General features: G+C 38.6%; 18 protein-coding genes. 7 read left to right on the top strand and 11 right to left on the bottom strand.

Going from position 1 to position 17,092, the window contains the following annotated elements:
* Positions 1-140: 140 nt before the first annotated feature.
* From L950_RS32630 to L950_RS32620, 4 genes are all read right to left on the bottom strand, one after another.
* Entirely contained in the window at positions 141-1,172 is a 1,032-nt protein-coding gene (locus L950_RS32630; RefSeq protein ID WP_231577031.1) for an ABC transporter ATP-binding protein, read from the bottom strand.
* A complete protein-coding gene (locus L950_RS32625; protein ID WP_231577030.1) occupies positions 1,106-1,870 on the bottom strand; it encodes an ABC transporter transmembrane domain-containing protein in 765 nt (254 codons plus the stop codon). The genes L950_RS32630 and L950_RS32625 overlap by 67 nt, the downstream gene beginning before the upstream one ends.
* 103 nt (positions 1,871-1,973) lie before the next feature.
* Positions 1,974-3,188, bottom strand: a complete 1,215-nt coding sequence (locus L950_RS09630; protein ID WP_231577029.1) for an ABC transporter ATP-binding protein — start codon at positions 3,186-3,188, stop codon at positions 1,974-1,976.
* Positions 3,189-3,199: 11 nt separating this feature from the next.
* Positions 3,200-3,724, bottom strand: coding sequence for an ABC transporter transmembrane domain-containing protein (locus L950_RS32620; protein WP_231577028.1), 525 nt, complete (start codon positions 3,722-3,724; stop codon positions 3,200-3,202).
* Between the two features lie 244 nt (positions 3,725-3,968).
* Between L950_RS32620 and L950_RS09625 the strand changes: the two genes are divergently transcribed.
* Positions 3,969-4,757, top strand: a complete 789-nt coding sequence (locus tag L950_RS09625; RefSeq protein WP_031287446.1) for a carbon-nitrogen hydrolase family protein — start codon at positions 3,969-3,971, stop codon at positions 4,755-4,757.
* Between the two features lie 239 nt (positions 4,758-4,996).
* A complete protein-coding gene (locus L950_RS09620; RefSeq protein WP_021188556.1) occupies positions 4,997-6,616 on the top strand; it encodes an NADP-dependent glyceraldehyde-3-phosphate dehydrogenase in 1,620 nt (539 codons plus the stop codon).
* A gap of 166 nt (positions 6,617-6,782) precedes the next feature.
* Here the strand turns inward: L950_RS09620 and L950_RS09615 are convergent, their stop codons facing one another.
* The 7 genes from L950_RS09615 to L950_RS32610 all read right to left on the bottom strand — a co-directional run bounded on the left by L950_RS09615 (position 6,783) and on the right by L950_RS32610 (position 11,420).
* Positions 6,783-7,199: a DUF1801 domain-containing protein gene (locus tag L950_RS09615; protein ID WP_021188555.1), complete on the bottom strand. Its 417-nt coding sequence runs from the start codon at positions 7,197-7,199 to the stop codon at positions 6,783-6,785.
* A 3-nt stretch (positions 7,200-7,202) separates the two neighbouring features.
* Positions 7,203-7,796 carry a TraB/GumN family protein gene (locus L950_RS09610; protein ID WP_084825411.1) on the bottom strand — a complete coding sequence of 198 codons (594 nt, stop codon included), beginning with the start codon at positions 7,794-7,796 and terminating at the stop codon, positions 7,203-7,205.
* Between the two features lie 38 nt (positions 7,797-7,834).
* Positions 7,835-8,035 (bottom strand): TraB/GumN family protein, encoded by a 201-nt coding sequence (locus L950_RS35215; protein ID WP_031287442.1) that lies wholly within the window; start codon positions 8,033-8,035, stop codon positions 7,835-7,837.
* Positions 8,036-8,160: 125 nt separating this feature from the next.
* A complete protein-coding gene (locus tag L950_RS09600) occupies positions 8,161-8,556 on the bottom strand; it encodes an OsmC family protein (protein ID WP_021188554.1) in 396 nt (131 codons plus the stop codon).
* 5 nt (positions 8,557-8,561) lie between these two features.
* Entirely contained in the window at positions 8,562-9,449 is an 888-nt protein-coding gene (locus tag L950_RS09595) for a pirin family protein (RefSeq protein ID WP_021188553.1), read from the bottom strand.
* A gap of 385 nt (positions 9,450-9,834) precedes the next feature.
* Entirely contained in the window at positions 9,835-10,587 is a 753-nt protein-coding gene (locus L950_RS32615) for an ATP-binding cassette domain-containing protein (RefSeq protein ID WP_231577027.1), read from the bottom strand.
* A gap of 65 nt (positions 10,588-10,652) precedes the next feature.
* Positions 10,653-11,420, bottom strand: a complete 768-nt coding sequence (locus L950_RS32610) for an ATP-binding cassette domain-containing protein (RefSeq protein ID WP_231577026.1) — start codon at positions 11,418-11,420, stop codon at positions 10,653-10,655.
* 479 nt (positions 11,421-11,899) lie between these two features.
* Between L950_RS32610 and L950_RS09585 the strand changes: the two genes are divergently transcribed.
* From L950_RS09585 to L950_RS09575, 5 genes are all read left to right on the top strand, one after another.
* Positions 11,900-12,322 carry an HYC_CC_PP family protein gene (locus L950_RS09585; protein WP_156169632.1) on the top strand — a complete coding sequence of 141 codons (423 nt, stop codon included), beginning with the start codon at positions 11,900-11,902 and terminating at the stop codon, positions 12,320-12,322.
* 470 nt (positions 12,323-12,792) lie between these two features.
* Positions 12,793-13,611, top strand: a complete 819-nt coding sequence (locus L950_RS29810) for a TolC family protein (RefSeq protein WP_197086334.1) — start codon at positions 12,793-12,795, stop codon at positions 13,609-13,611.
* Positions 13,612-13,631: 20 nt separating this feature from the next.
* Entirely contained in the window at positions 13,632-13,802 is a 171-nt protein-coding gene (locus tag L950_RS35210; protein ID WP_197086335.1) for a TolC family protein, read from the top strand.
* Between the two features lie 13 nt (positions 13,803-13,815).
* Entirely contained in the window at positions 13,816-14,634 is an 819-nt protein-coding gene (locus tag L950_RS36405; RefSeq protein WP_316930590.1) for an efflux RND transporter permease subunit, read from the top strand.
* Complete coding sequence (locus L950_RS09575; RefSeq protein WP_316930589.1) at positions 14,631-16,958, top strand: efflux RND transporter permease subunit; 2,328 nt, start codon at positions 14,631-14,633, stop codon at positions 16,956-16,958. The genes L950_RS36405 and L950_RS09575 overlap by 4 nt, the downstream gene beginning before the upstream one ends.
* Positions 16,959-17,092 lie beyond the last annotated feature (134 nt).

Here is a 17,092-nt window from a genome sequence, read left to right as displayed (position 1 = left end):
TTTTGCCAGAGTAGGTGTTCGGGCAAATGCTGGAGATCAAGCTGTCTATTCAGAAATAATAAAAATTAAATAGTTGATGCAGTGAAATTGTGTTAAAGACCTCATGATTCATGAGGTCTTTTTTTCCTAAATTCTTCAGCTTAGCTATCCTTATTCACTTTCCATCCATTTGATTTCTGCTGTATTTCCCACATTTTTCTGTAAATACCATCCTGTTGTACTAATGCTTCATGTGTTCCTTTTTCTGCAATACCGCCATTATTCAATACAATGATCTGGTCTGCATTTTTAATGGTAGCCAATTTATGTGCAATTACAATTACGGTTTTAGCTTTTACGAGTTCCTGTATGGCATGCTGGATATAAATTTCATTTTCAGGATCGAGACTTGCTGTGGCTTCATCCAGTAGTATAATCGGTGCATTTTTCAATAATGCACGGGCGATGCTGATGCGCTGTTTTTGACCTCCTGAAAGTTTACTGCCACCTTCACCCACCATGGTATCCATCCCTTTCGGAAATTCCCATACGAAATCCAGTATCTGTGCTTTATCGGCCGCATCAATGATTTCTTCTAGGGTTGCGTCTGGTTTACCAATTTTGATGTTGTTATAAACAGTGTCGTCAAAGAGATATACATCTTGAAATACTTCGCTGATAAGTGTATAATACTGATCTTGATGAATATCGCGAATGTCCATGCCGCCGATTTTAATGACGCCGGTATTTACCTCCCAAAAACGGGCAATGAGCGAGGCAATTGTTGATTTTCCAGAACCAGAATGGCCTACCAAAGCGAGCATTGATTTTTCAGGAACAGTAAAACTCAGATTCTGAACGGTTAACTTATTTTGATAACCAAAACTAACATTGTCGAATATGACATCATATCGATTGGGGACAGCTTCTTTTCCCGTTTCCATGGTAGGTGTTTCCATAATAGCAACAATACGGTTGAGACTTTCATTCATGTATCGAAGCACCAGATAATCGACCATGACCACTTTAAGTGGGTTGTATAAGTTATAGCCCATAATGAGGAACGTAATTAATACGGGAATGGTGATGGTATTGTTGGATAAATAGTATAATCCTAAAGCGACCATCAAAATAAAACCGATCTCGAAAACAATGCCTGCTGTAACAACAAACGGACCGGGAATAGCCTCCATACAGATACTTTTTTTCTCAGATCTTCAAATGAATTTTCCAATCCCTTATGCTTCTCACCGGTTAATCCATAAGACTTTAAATGTCGTATGCCCTGTACATATTCTAAAAATTTTGCTCCAACAGTATTCCGGGCCGCTATTTGTTTTTTCCCTAATTTGCTGACGAAATAATTGGCCAAATATAAAAAGGGATAAATGAGTGGCAATGCTGCTAAGAGACAAAGACCTAATCTCCAATCATAGATAAATAGGAAAATAGAAAGCACCGTGGTTCCAAAAATAGCAGAAGCCAGGTTTCCAACGCTATGCCCAAAAATACCTTCAAAATTTGATACATCCTGTAGTACAATGGATGCAATTTCCCCTGGATCACGTTGTTTGAAGAAACCAAGGGAAAATTTCTGGATGCGATTTCCTAAGGCAATACGAAGTTTTGTGGACAGGTCATAGACCCATAAGTTGGATCTGACCATCGACTGCGATGCAATAAAAAATTGCACGACCAGCATGACAGCCATAAGACCTACTACCGTCCATATTTTATATACATCGGGTTGAGGAGAAAACAATTCCCATATGATGACCAGTAAAATTGCTGAAGGAGCGGCAATGAACAGGCTATGGAGTATTTCCCAAAGTATGATTTTACGCGTATCTTTTCTGTTAAAAGCGGTAACGTATTTTAGGTTCTTTATCATGTTTACTGATTTCTATTGTATGCTGTAATAAATTGAATGAATGATTGCCCTTATCATGCGAACGAGGAGGCGGAATTTTATGAGGCGAAATGACCCATGTGCACTAGATCACAAATTCCTTTGCTCTGGTATGGGCATTCCACATGCGTCCATATAAGGCGCTGTTTTCCAGTAATTCATCATGTTTTCCATTATCGATTAATTCACCATGATTAAAAACTAATATTTGGTCCGCATCTGTAATTGTACTCAATCGGTGCGCAATGATTAATACTGTCTTATTTTTGATCAACTGACTAAATGCTTGTTGTATTTTGATTTCGTTTTCGGGATCAGCAAATGCTGTGGCTTCATCTAAAATTAAGATAGGCGCATCTTTAAGAATAGCTCTGGCTAATTGAAAGCGCTGTTGTTCACCACCACTTAAATGTACACCGGACTGTCCGAATAAGGTGTCGTATCCGTTGGGTAAGCTCAAAATTAAATCGTGTATCTGCGCCGCTTTGGCCGCATCTTCAACCTCTTCACGGCTTTTTTTCATACCCATACAGATGTTTTCATACATAGAGTCCTGAAACATAAAGCTATCCTGAAATACGAATGAAACCAGACGCATGAGCTGTTCTGTAGGATAATCTCTGACATCAATACCGCCGATACGTATTTCACCCTTGGTGACATCCCAAAAGCGGGCGAGCAATTGTCCGATGGTACTTTTTCCTGCCCCCGAAGGGCCGACCAAAGCTGTTATTGTTTTTTCAGGTACTGTAAAATTAATATTTTGAAGTCCCCAGTTTTTGTCTTGATAAGCAAAACTTACATGTTCAAATGTAATGGAGTAGTCGATAGGGTGCTGTAAAGCTGCATTTTCAAGTAAATGTTCTGTATACAGCAGTTCATCGATCTGTTCAACACCACGATTGATGATGGATATTTGTATACCCATATTATTGAGGGCAAACAAAGGCTTAATGTATCCTGTCCCTAAGATCAGGAACAAGAGAAGCGTGGCAAGAGTTACACCATTCTGAAAATAGAGATAGAGTCCGAGAGCCAATACCGGTAACATCGCATTGCTCGTGAAACTCATAAATATGGCGAAACCGGGCGTACTGCTTTTAACCCATTCGCCCACAAATTTATTGAACCGTTTTACGGTGTTGCCATACTTGTCAAATGTTTCTGCAGACTGACCGAATATTTTCATGACAGGCATAGCTCGGACATATTCTACAATACCGGCATTCATTTCTTCTAAGGATTGATGATAATCCTGAATCAGTTTTTTATTTCTTCCACTGTACATTTTTGGCAACATGATGGCTAAAGCTAAAAGTGGGACACAGCTGATTGCAGCAAGATGCCAGTCCTGAAAAAAAGATAGACAATAGTAATGATGGGTAAGGCGATACCTTTTACAAAATCGGGTATTTGATGGGCGATAAAATTTTCAATGCGTTCAACATCATCAGATAGTATTTTTTTTAATGTTCCTGAATTACGGTTATTGAGATAACCCATGGGTAATTTGCCGACCTGAGCGGTGATAAATTTACGCAGTTCAAATAATATATTGTACGCGGCGATATGGGATAATACGCCTGATAGAAAAAATACAAGCATACTGATTATGGCCGCTAAAATAGCATAGATGACATAGGTATTGACTAAGCTGAAATTGATGTTTTCTTTCGTGAGTTCACGGATAATATAAAAAACAAGAACATAGGGCACTAAGCTCAGTAGGGCATGCATGACGGATAGAAATCCTGAGACAAATAATAAACCCTTTTTTCGGCCGGCTATCTCAAGCAGACGGGCGATACCGCTTTTTTTATTTTTTTCTTCTTTCATTTGATTCGTGTTATGGTAACTATTATTAAGAATAGTTCTACATAATATTACTGTTTGGGCAAATATAGTGTGTTAAGCTAATCCGGGAAGTCTGTTAAAGGGAGTAAAAAGTCCTTGAAAGGGAGAAGTTTTTCTTACGTAATAAATCGATCAGGGTTTATTTTTTTTATATTTATGTAAGCCTTTGTTACTGAATATTTATTACCTTCAGCATGTTAACTATTATCTTCCATTAGCAACGATTATGAAAATAGCACTTGCATCACCACCTTTCCCTAGTTCAATAGATCATGGCCTTCAACTGCTCGAAAAATTTGCAGGCGATGCCGCACGCGGAGGTGCGGAAATTATCTGTTTCCCCGAATCATTTATACCGGGCTATCCAGGTATGGGTTATGCTATTGAAAGCCGTACTCCTGAAGCATTACAGATGGCTTTGGAAAAAGCAAAATTCATTGCAAAATCGCATAAGATTGCGCTTGTATTGCCAATGGACGGATATATTGCCGATTGTATTTATAATTTGGCTTATGTCATATCGGGTACGGGTGAGCTTTTAGGTTATCAGACTAAAAATCAGCTTGATCCAAGCGAAGATGAACTGTGGACAGCAGGAGTGGCGCGTAAGCTTTTTGAAATAAACGGATTAAAATTTGGAATAACGATCTGTCATGAAGGTTTTCGTTACCCCGAATCTGTGCGATGGAGTGCATGCAATGGGGCTCATATCGTGTTTCATCCGCATCTAACAGGCAGTAATGAAACAGGTCAACACTATCATACATTCGGAGCGAAGGAGAATCCCTATTATGAAAAGGCCATGATAATGCGTGCCCTGGAAAATACCATTTACTTTGCCAGTGTCAATTATGCCTCCACTTATCAAGAGTCTGCTTCAGCTGTAATTGCACCGGATGGTTCCTGTGTTAAGCATCAGCAGTATGGAGAAGCGGGGGTTTTAATTGTTGATATCGATCCAGCCAAAGGTTCAGGAATGCTAGCTAAAAGATTCAAAAGCAATTTATATTTATAAAAGGTTAAGTACTGTCTTTCAATTTTATCGGTATCTGAAATGCTGATTTAATTCAAAAAAATCAACTTTGTTATAGATAGTGTAATAAATACACAATTATATTAGCAAAATTTAAATTAATTGTATACCTTTATGATAGAGTAATAAGGGAATATATATTTTTTTTATCAAAGTAATCTGTTTTTCCAAACATTACCACTAACCTTTTTCATTAAAATAAAGTAAATTAAAAAAGAAAAATGAACTTAGACCTAAAGAGCATTTTTTATTCTGAAGCGGATATTCCGTCAGAATTTAATCTAGCTGAACAATTGGATCAACGTGTTTTCCTTTCAAATGGAGCGTTACTTCCTTGGGCAGGAGAGGTGAACGAAGTGTTTTCGCCTATTTGTATACAGACAAAAGACGGACTTCAGCGAAAGCGCATCGGTAGCTACCCGGTATGTACAGTTAAGGAATCGATGGAAGCATTAGATGCTGCCGTAAATGCTTTTGACAACGGACGTGGCGAATGGCCCACGATGAGTGTTGCCAACAGAATTGCCTGTGTTGAGCGGTTTACACATAAAATGTTAGAGCAAAAGGATACTGTTGTTAAATTGATTATGTGGGAAATCGGTAAGTCGTATGCAGATTCTGTAAAGGAATTTGATCGTACCGTAGAATATATCTATGCCACTATCGACGCTTTAAAGGATATTGACCGCGATTCATCCCGCTTTCAAATCGAGCAAGGAATTATTGCCCAAGTGAGAAGATCGCCACTTGGTGTGGTACTTTGCATGGGACCTTTTAATTACCCGCTGAACGAAACTTTTACAACGTTGATCCCCGCTTTGATCATGGGTAATACGTTGTTATTCAAACCACCTAAGCATGGTACTCTTTTACACTATCCGTTGTTAGAGGCTTTCCGTTCTAGTTTTCCTAAAGGAGTGGTCAATACCATTTATGGTAGAGGAAATAAAATCGTACCGCAATTGATGCAATCTGGCAAGATCAATGTGCTGACGTTGATCGGATCAAGCAGAGTTGCTGATGAGTTAAAAAAGCTTCATCCTAAGGTGAACCGTCTGCGTGCAATTTTAGGATTAGATGCTAAAAATGCGGCTATAGTAACCCGTGATGCTGACTTAGACCTTGCAGTCAAAGAAACAGTGTTGGGTGCGCTATCTTTTAACGGGCAACGATGCACTGCGATTAAAATCGTGTATGTACACCGTAGTCTAGCTCAGGAATTTTTGAAAAAACTGACGGAAGAAGTGTCACGACTGAAGTATGGTATGCCTTGGGAGAGTGGAGTAGCACTTACACCGCTTCCTGAAGTGAATAAACCAGCTTATTTAACAGAGTGTATTGAAGATGCAAAACAGTTCGGAGCGAAAGTGATCAACCCGAATGGTGGTGAAGTATTGGAGTCATTTGTTTATCCGGCTATTGTTTATCCTGTCAATGAGCAGATGAAATTATACCGTGAAGAACAATTTGGTCCAGTTGTTCCAGTTGTTCCTTTTGATGATCTGGAAGAACCAATTGAATATTTAATCGGATCCTCTCACGGACAGCAGGTGAGTATATTTAGTAATAATGCGGCTGTTATTTCTTCTTTGATCGATCCTTTGGTCAATCAGGTAAGTCGTGTAAATATCAATTGCCAATGTCAACGTGGACCGGATATTTTTCCATTTACAGGAAGAAAAGATAGTGCGGAGGGAACTTTGTCTGTTGTTGATGCCCTAAGATCTTTTTCTATCCGATCATTAGTTGCTACTAAAAATACAGAGCACAACAAAGATTTGTTAAATGATATTGTGAGTGAAAATAGATCTAATTTCTTAAGCACCAAGTATATATTTTAACGATATGACAGCTATGCTCATCCCGATCGGAGAAGCATAGCTGTATATTATTGTCATAAATCGGGGCGTCTCCCTTGCAAATTTAAGTACAGACTTGTATGAAAATAGCTTGGAATCACAACAGTAACTATCAAAAAGGCGAAAGATTATCTTTCGCCTTTTACTGTTAAGTATATTTCTTTTTTACGGCTGCTACACCATCCTGTACGATCTTTCTGAGAACAGCTTCATCAATATCAGAAAGCCGTTTGACGTATATACAGGATTTGCTCATTTTATATTTTCCGAGTTGCTCAAGATCATATTTTTGTTCATCATCACAGGTATAGAGATACAATGATATCGCAGGTTTTCTTGGAGAAAAACCGACCAAAGGCGCATCACCTTCATGTCCACTGGCATATTTGTAATGGTAGCTGCCAAAACCAATGATACTTGGTCCCCACAAAGTTGCGGGCTGTGCTGTAATCTCTTCCATAATTTCGATCAGCTTATAACTGTCGACCCTTTTCTGTTGATCAGGTATCTGTTCAATAAATTGCGTAACAGATACATCTGTGGGCACTGTTTTGTTCTTCGCCATATTTTATAAGATAGGAGTGAGCTTATAACCTTTTGCAGTTAAGAGTTTCAATAAACCTTCATTGCCAACCAGATGTCCTGCACCGACCGCAAATAGATGTGAAGATTGCGTCATCTTAGCGGGCATTTTGTTGATCCAATTGTTGTTGCGCTTGGTCAAGAAATCAGCTTGTTCTTCTTTGGACATATAACTGCTGTCATAAATTACTGTTTCCAAATCTTTTAGATTTTCGGCCTTGTAAGCAGTGACCATCTTATTCGATACAGCTGGCATTTCATCAATTTTTTCAAGGTATTTTAGTAAATCTGATGCTTTAAACATGCTGTTTAACATGTCGATCTGAAATTTCAGTGTTTCTAAATCATCTATTTTTTTGTTCGCTGACGCCGCTAATGTCTGGATGTCCGCCTCCATGGTTTTAACATTTCTAGGGTCGGAGCAATTCATTGATTTTAAACTCAAGATAGAAACAAAGACAGCAGGGGACATCATCTCTAACATTTTAACGGATAGGCCCTGTGAAATCAGAATGCTGTCAATTTTTAATAATTCACCCTGACTTAATCCTTTCAGAAAACTCGTGTCAGGTTTCATCATTTCAGGAATAAGTGCTTTATTTTCTTCTGATGCAAGATTTACTTCGAAGTTACAACATCGACCTGCGGTATTAGGTTTTTAATTTTATCTTTTAATATATAATCGTCCTCACACATAATGTGCATCGTACCCAATAAATAAGAGTCTTTCTTTAATCCATTTCCTGATATTTTCCACAGGACGGTATTATCTTGTGCGTGAACAGTAAAGGTGGCTACGATAAAGGCTATGATAGCCATAAGGCATATTTTTTCATATAAATAAGTTTTTAATACACTATAAGTATGTGAAAAGCATAAAATGTTACAGCGTGATAGCAAAAAAGCTTTATAAATTAAATTATAAAGCTTTTTGAGGCATTTTTTTACGCTATCACTCGCGTCTCAACGGTTACTTGTGAAAGGAGTATTTTATGAATGGGGCAGGCGTTGGCGATCGCTTCAATGCGCCCCTTCTGCTTATCATCAAGATTGCCTTTGTAGCTAATTTTTCTGATAAATTTCGTTTCTTTTTTATCTTCTGACTGTTCAATATCAACTTCTACATCGATAGGACCAATATCCCATTCCTTTCGGTCAGTATACATTTTTAAGGTAATGGCTGTACAGGATGCCAAAGATGCCGCTAATAACTGCTGCGGATGAAATCCGAGGTCAAGACCACCTTTTTCTTCTGGTTCGTCTACAATAATGCTGTTTTTTCCTGCAGTTACTGTTGTTTTATATTTATCTATACCGATAGTAGCTTTAGCGCTATTCATGATGTTTATTTGTTTAAATAAAATTCTGGAAGTGGAATATTTCCTGTTTCATTCGGAACTTCTGGAAATCTATTGTTGATCCAGTCTTGCTTTGCTTGTTCTAATCTTTCTTTGGAGGAGCTCACAAAATTCCATAAAATATACCGTTCCTCGGGTAAAGGTTCTCCTCCGAAAATATAGATTTTTGAATTTTCACCGATTTCAAATTCACATAATTTAGCATCTTTAGCGACCAATAAATGTTTAGATTCAAATGTTGTTCCGCTATCTGTAATGGTACCATCTAAAATATAAAGACCCGATTCGCCGTATAAATCGTTGCCGATGCTGATCTTTGCCTTGTTTTTAGATTTAATTTCGATGAAGTATAGTTTGCTGTATACTGATACAGGTGATTTTTTTCCAAAGGCTTCACCCGCAATTAAGGTATAGCTGACCCCATTTTCATCTTCCCAATGCGGTAAATCTTCGGCATTGGTATGTTCAAAAGATGGTTCGCACTCTTCAAGTTCTTTTGGTAATGCTACCCAGATCTGAAGGCCATGTAACACTTTATCGGTATGTCTTAAGTATTCGGGAGTACGCTCAGAATGGGTTACGCCTTTACCCGCAGTCATCCAGTTTACAGCTCCGGGTTTTATCTCCATTTCGGTACCTAGACTATCGCGGTGCATAATTGCTCCTTCAAAGAGATAGGTTAGGGTTGATAAGCCAATATGAGGATGTGGACCGACATCGAGGTTTTCATATTCATTTAATGCCGCAGGGCCCATATGATCAATAAAAGTAAAAGGCCCAACCATTCGCTTTTGACGAAAAGGCAATAAACGACCAACCATAAAATTGCCGATATCTGCGGCCCGTTCTTCTATAATAATACCAATATTAGACATAGCTATGTTATTTTAAAATCTTATTGTATGAAACAGTTGTCATGTATTTTAGTTTTGGTGTCAGCAAAACCATATTCAATAGGTTATCGCTAGGGATACTGATAAACACATGCCAGAGAACGCCTCGTTCTTCTGTTAAAGATAAGTACTTGTTTTATTTATATTATTGATCTAGATTAAGAAAATGACGGCAACCAGCAATTTATTTAAAATTCAGGAAGTTTATCCATGATATGCCGCCTATAAAAGAACAATGCCAGATTTTTGTATGAAGCGTGGTGGTACAGTAATCATACGTTACTTTAGGAAAAAGATAACTTTTCGACTCCACTTACAATAGGTCTGAGGTGGAGTCGAAAAGCCAATTTTTATAATGCCAAATAAACTAGAGCATGATTGTTCGCTCGATATTTATCTCCTGTAAAAAGTACTCATCATGAGATACGACCAGTATGGTACCCTGGTAAGTTTTTAAAGCGGTAGTCAATATTTCAATATTCTGAATATCTAAGTTATTAGTCGGTTCATCCATAATGATGAGATCGGGTGCTAGATTCTGAATTGTTAAGCAACATAGGCATAGCCTCATTTTTTCTCCACCGCTCAGGGTATCGCATCGCTTATCCCAGCTGTCTTTACCAAATAAAAATCGATTTAATCTGATTTTGATCTCATGTTCCTGTAAGCTAGTATCATTAAATAACTGTACCTGATCATATATGGTCAGATCATTGTTGATCATGGAATAATCTTGATCAATATACACTGATTTATGTGCTGCACGATACACTTCACCTTGGTAATCTTGGATCTTATTGAGCAAAATCTGAATAAGAGTCGTTTTCCCAGATCCATTTTCTCCTTTTAAAGCAATACGTTCTGTGCTTGAGATTTCAAAATCTAAATTTGTATTCCAAAGTGGCTTTCCATTAAAATTGCCATTCAGCTTCTTTACGGTAAAGAGTTTTTTGCCTGCGTGTAAATTGGAGTCCGTTAGACCAAACTTTATTTTATCAATATCTGGAATTCCCTTTCTTAAGCTCTGCAACTCCTGGGATAGACCCGCACTTTTTTCATGATGCGTATCTTTTATTTTAGCGGTGCTTTTTTCAGCATTATTGCGCAAGGTATTCATCATGATTCGGGAAACGCCCTCTTTCTGCTGTTTATTCTTCCCTCTAGCATCTAATTTTTGTTGCCGCTCTATGGTCTCGCGCGCCTTGATCTTTGTTTTTCTGATTTCTTTTTCGACATGTTTGATGTATGATGCAAGGCCTCTTGTTTCATCTTCTTTTCTTCCAGATAGAAATCATAATTACCGGCATAGTAAATCAATCCAGAAGAGGTCAATTCGTACATGGAATCGAGTTGATTGAGCAAAGAACGGTCGTGACTTACGATAATCATCGTGCTGGATGAAGAACGGATGAATTGATACAGCAGCTTACGGCTCATGGCGTCTAACTGATTGCTTGGCTCATCGAGTAAAATCAGTTTGGGCTGGTGAATACTGATCCCTGCTAGAAAAACTTTCGTTTTCTGGCCACCGCTCAGGCTGTCTAGCTTTTGGTCCAAAGCGAGATCCGTTAATTTCCAGTAAGACAATGCCTCCTGGCATCGATCTTCAATGTTCCAATCATCATCGAGTACAGTTAGATTTTCTTCTGTTACAATTCCTGAAAGTATGGTATGAAGTGCACTTAACTTATGATCGATTTTTAATGCCTGCGCTACCGTTAAATGATTGTACTGACCGAATAGCTGCGGCACGTAATATAAGGTGCCATCAATACTTTTTTGGCCATGAGCGGCGGTTAATTCACCCGCAATGATCTTTAATAGTGTGGATTTTCCGACACCATTGTTTCCGATCAAAGCAACTTTTTTATTGTCCTGCAAATTTAGACTGATGTCCTGAAACAGCACATCTTTATTTTGATGTATATATGAAATGTTTTGTAAAATAAGCATAATTTCTTTTTTTAGCATGAACGATCGTGCGCATGGAGTATGCGTCACATTAATTTTTTGCAAAAAGAAATTATTTATTACATGGATATGTTGCTTTTTAGTTACTGATGCAAATCTAGATAATTTTGTGCGGATATGAAAACAAATTTTTGTGACTGTTTATTTTTTGCACGACAAAATTGACAGATTTGTAATCTCCAGTCGGATGATTTCACTTCGGGTCATCGGCTTTTCTATTTTATACTAGTGCTTACTTTACAGCTAATTAAGTATTCTTATTACTGTTTTACGGCAGGTCATATTCTTTATAAAAGGAAAAGTTTAGATATCTTATTAAATGGTACATTTCTAGGGTATAATCACGTAACGGCACTTTATTAGGGTGAAGCTCGGTGCAAATTTCATAAAGTTTTACAAGATTTACCCATAATGTTATAAAAATCTAAGTTGCCTATTGCGCTAGCTTTGCACCAAGTATTATGAAAAAACTATTCGTCATATTCCTCTCATTCGTTTACCTGATCTTGTCCTCGGGCTTTGCTCAGTATGCGCATTTTTGTATGGGAACCGCAACGAAAGAAGTAACCTTAACGAATATCAATCATAATACCAATACGCCTTGTGCCATCTGTGCTTCTAAGGAAAAAGGACTGGAGAAGAAAAAGAAGAACTGTTGCAAAGTAGAAACGCAGATCTTTAAGACCGATAAAGCTTCAAGTAAACAAGCTGGCTTTGATTTTTCGCTAAAAATTTGGGGAGATGTTATTCCCAACCGAACATTAGGTGCTGTTTTCGATAAACTATCGATCACTAATGTCTCTAATAATCCTAATTACCTGTCCGACAGAACACTTCCCCGGACAAATCCCCTCTATATCTTCCATTGCATCTATAGAATATAGAAAGTCATGTATTGAATTTGACATTTACCATTCCCAATGAAGAGGAATCGGTACTCATTCTTTATATAACTTTTTAAACTTTCGTCTATGAATCTTAAATTCATGGCGTCAGTAGGCTTTATGCTTGCTCTTAACTCATCGGGTTTTGGACAAGTACTAAACTTATCTGATGCATTGCAACGTGCAGTTGACCAGCATGATAAAATAAAATCAAAAAGAACTCTTGTTCAGTCTGCTGAACAGAATACTATTTTTCAAAACAAACAATTTCTTCCCGATGTGACCTTGGGTGCACAGCAAAGTTATGGAACGATTAATGCACAAAACGGGCCCATGTATGCTCATGGAGGTTTAGCTTCTGCCGCAACTTCAATGCCTTTGGCTGAACAAAATTGGAATGCTGCTTTTGGGTCTCTGTATTTTGCTAACGTCAATTGGAATGTATTCACCTTTGGCAAAAAACAAATCAAGTGGCACTTGCCCGTACAAAGGAGCAGACTGCAACTGCTGATGTCGATCAGATCATATTTGAACATCAGGTCAAAGTTGCGGCGTCCTATCTTAATCTATTGGCGAGCCAACGTATTAAATTTGTTCAGGGTAAAAATACAGAACGTGCCCAGGTGTTTTTTGATATGACCTACAGTCGGGCAACAAGTGGTTTAATTCCAGAAGTTGATGTTTCGCTTGCGAAAGCAGAGGTCTCTCATGCGAGATCGTTAGAAATCAAATCTTACGATAAAGAGCTGGCCTATTCAAAACAGCTTGCCGTTTTGTTGGACGATGATTTTCAAACGTATGAACTGGACAGTGTATTCAATACCAGTGTACCTATTATGCTATGGGATCAAATTCAAAGTAAAGTAGCGAGGCATCCTTTATTGGAATTGCAGCAACGCAAGATTGATGAAAGTGCGCAATCTGAAAAATTTATCCACAGCCATAAAATGCCCAACATCAATATTTTTGGTGTGGTGCAGGGACGTGGTTCAGGTTTTGATTGGAACTATGTCCAGGATAACACCGCATATTCATCTTCCTATTTTAAAGGTGCAGGAATTCAGCGTAGCAATTACCTTTTGGGAGGTACATTGAGTTGGAATTTGACAAATATCTTTCGGTTTGACAGTAAAATAAAGGAGCAACAGTTTCAATCCCAATCCTTAAAGCAAGATTATACTTTATTGGAGAAAGAACTGAATGCGCAAACCAATTTAGCGAAAGTACAGTTTCAAAATGCGGTCGATAATCTTGAAGAAACAAAGTACAGCTCACCGCTTCACAGTTAGCCCATCGTCAACATACAGCATTGTATGAGAATGGTCTTACAACATTGGTTGATTTCACACAGGCATTGTACAGCCTCAATAGGGCTGAGGTCGATTATGAAATTGCCCAAAACAATGTTTGGCAGGCGATGCTGCTATTAGCATCTGCACAAGGAGATATTTCGATTTTACTTAAAGCGACTCAACACTAATTTTTCTTCGAAAATGAATTTAATCAGATTTGCACTTCGCAAACCAATTTCCATCATGGTTATGGTATTGGGCCTTTTATTCTTCGGAATACGGGCAGCAAAAGATATACAGGTAGATATTTTACCTGAGATGAACTTACCGGTGGTTTATGTAGCTCACTCGTTTAACGGCTATACGCCACAACAGATGGAGGGTTACTTTACCAAGATGTATGTCAATATGATGCTTTTTACGAATGGAATAAAAAGTATTGAGACGAAAAATACACAGGGATTGACATTGATGAAAGTCAATTTTTATGAGGGTACTGAGATGGGAGAGGCTATTGCGCAGCTGACAGCCCTCTCCAATCGCTCGCAGGTATTCTTACCGCATGGTGCTCCGCCACCTTTTATCATTCGGTTTGATGCTTCATCACAACCGGTGGGTCAATTGGTTTTCCGCAGTGAAACCAAAACGAATAATCAGCTGCAGGATATTGCCAATTTTACAGCACGGCCTTTCTTGATTGCCATTCCGGGGTTAACAACAGCGCCACCATTTGGCGGTAGTCCACGGACAATTGAAATTAATATTGATCCCAATAAACTCCGTGTACACCAGCTTTCGCCAGAGCAGATTGTGGAAATCATCAGTCGACAGAACATTACATCACCTTCAGGAAACGTGTATATAGACGATATAAACTACTTGACACCGACCAACAATACCTTAAAGACGGTCGAAGAGTTTGGCGATATTCCATTATTCAAAGGACAGGTTGATAATGTATATTTAAGAGATGTTGCAACTGTTAAAGATGGTGCAGATATTACAGCTGGCTATGCTTGATTGATGGCAAGCGTTCGGTATATATCAATGTAGCCAAATCAGGAAAAGCGTCAACTTATGATGTCGTACAGAACCTTAAAAAGGTCATTCCTAATATTCAAAAAAACCTCCCTGATGATGTGAAGATTTCTTATGAATTTGATCAGTCAGTCTATGTGATCAATGCTGTAAAAAGTCTGATTGTAGAAGGGGTCCTGGGAGCATTGCTAACGGGTTTAATGGTGATCCTATTTTTAAGAGATATGCGTGCCGCAATTATCGTGATTTTAACAATTCCGATTTCCATTATTTCAGGTGTGCTTTTTCTTAAATTATTTGGACAAACCATCAACATCATGAGTTTGTCGGGATTAGCGCTAGCCATCGGTATTCTGGTGGATGAAAGTACGGTCACGATCGAAAATATCCATCAGCACTTTGCAATGGGAAAAACAAAAGCAAGGGCCATCTGGGATGCCTGTATGGAGATCGCTTTCCCTAAATTATTGATCTTACTTTGTATTCTCGCCGTATTTGCACCTGCACTGGTGATGACGGGGATACCGGGATCACTGTTTATGCCACTGGCTCTTTCAATTGGATTTTCTATGATCACTTCTTACCTGATGTCTCAGACTTTTGTGCCGATCATGGCTAATTGGATGATGAAAAACAATCATGTAGCGGGTGAAGTGCATAAAGAAACAGCTTTCGATAGATTTAAAGTTCGCTACTCGAATCTGTTGGAACGATTAATGGCGAGTAAGAAGATCATTGTCTCGATCAGTTTGGTGCTGATCCTAGCCCTAGTTGCTGTTATGTATCAGTTTACAGGAAAAGATGTTCTTCCGAACGTCAATTCGAGCCAATTCCAGGTGCGGATAACTGCGCCTGAAGGAACGCGAATTGAAAAAACGGAAGAAAAGGTAAAGGCCGTATTGCATCAATTGGGTACTTTGATCGGGAAAGATAAAATTGCGATTTCCTCTGCCTACGTCGGCTTACATCCATCCTCATTTGCGGTAAGTCCCATTTATCTTTATAATGCGGGTCCACATGAAGCATTACTTCAGGTAGCACTAAAAGATTTTAAAGGGAATTCGGATCTCTTAAAAGATGAAATAAGAGCGCATCTCAAAAAAACGATGCCAGAACTTAAGCTTTCTTTCGAACCAATCGAATTAACCGAAAAAATATTAAGTCAAGGTGCGAATACCGCTATTGAGATCCGTATTTCGGGTATGATGAAGAAGATGAATGCGATGTCTGCCAATAAATTGATGGCGAAGCTTAAAGAATTGGATTACTTACGTGATGTCAAAATACCACAATCCATGAATTACCCAGCTCTGGAAATTAATATTGACAGAAATAGAGCCGCACAGTTAGGCTTAGATGCGCAGGATATTTCGAAGTCTTTGGTCGCCAGTACTGCTTCTTCACGTTATACAAGTAAAAATATGTGGGTAGGCGGTATGATGGGGATTGCTTATGACGTGCAGGTACAAATGCCTCAAAATATTTTAAACAGCCAAGATGAACTGGCGAACATTCCATTATCTAAAAATGCGGACAGACCTGTACTTGGCGATGTCGCAACCATAACACCTGTTAAAACATTGGGCGAAAGTTATAATTTGGGAACAATGGGTTACACAACTGTAACAGCCAATGTACATCAGACTGATCTTGGCCGAGCTAAAAAAGATGTACAGGCTGCAATTGATTCTTTAGGAGAACTGCCAAAAGGTGTGAATATACAAGTAGCGGGTATGGCTCCAGTTTTAGACGATACCATGAATAGCTTAGCGAGCGGATTATTGATTGCAATCGTGGTTATCTTTTTGATGCTGACAGCTAATTTTCAATCCTTCAAGGTTTCCCTGACCATTTTAACCACAGTCCCTTTCGTGGTATTTGGTTCTTTGGTTTTACTGAAATTGACCGGATCGACTATCAATATGCAATCTTATATGGGGATTATTATGGCAGTAGGTGTTTCAATTGCCAACGCTGTACTATTGATCAGTAATGCGGAGACATTGCGGTTAGAAAATAAAAATGCCATGCTATCTGCTATTACAGCAACGGGACTGCGTATCCGTCCGATCATTATGACCACTTTGGCGATGACAGCCGGTATGTTGCCGATGGCAATTGGATTTGGCGAAGGTGGAGATCAAGTGTCACCCTTAGGTAGAGCGATTATCGGTGGACTGGTAGCTTCTACTTTTTCCGTACTCATCATTTTACCCTTGGTTTTTGCTTGGGTATTGGGTAAAACTAAAGTTCAATCACCTTCTCTAGATCCTGAAGATGAAAACAGTGTACATTTTAACAATTAGAAAACAGAAAAAAATGAAAAACTTAATTTATATAACACTTGTATCGGCATTATTTTCACGGGCTGCGCTGAATCTAAAAAAGAAAATAAAGAAGAGCAGAAAAAGGAAATGGGGGGTATGATGATGATGAATCC

It is taken from the genome of Sphingobacterium sp. IITKGP-BTPF85, assembly GCF_001006065.1.
In the GTDB taxonomy this organism is placed as follows: domain Bacteria; phylum Bacteroidota; class Bacteroidia; order Sphingobacteriales; family Sphingobacteriaceae; genus Sphingobacterium; species Sphingobacterium anhuiense.
This window is presented reverse-complemented; position numbering and strand designations above follow the sequence as displayed.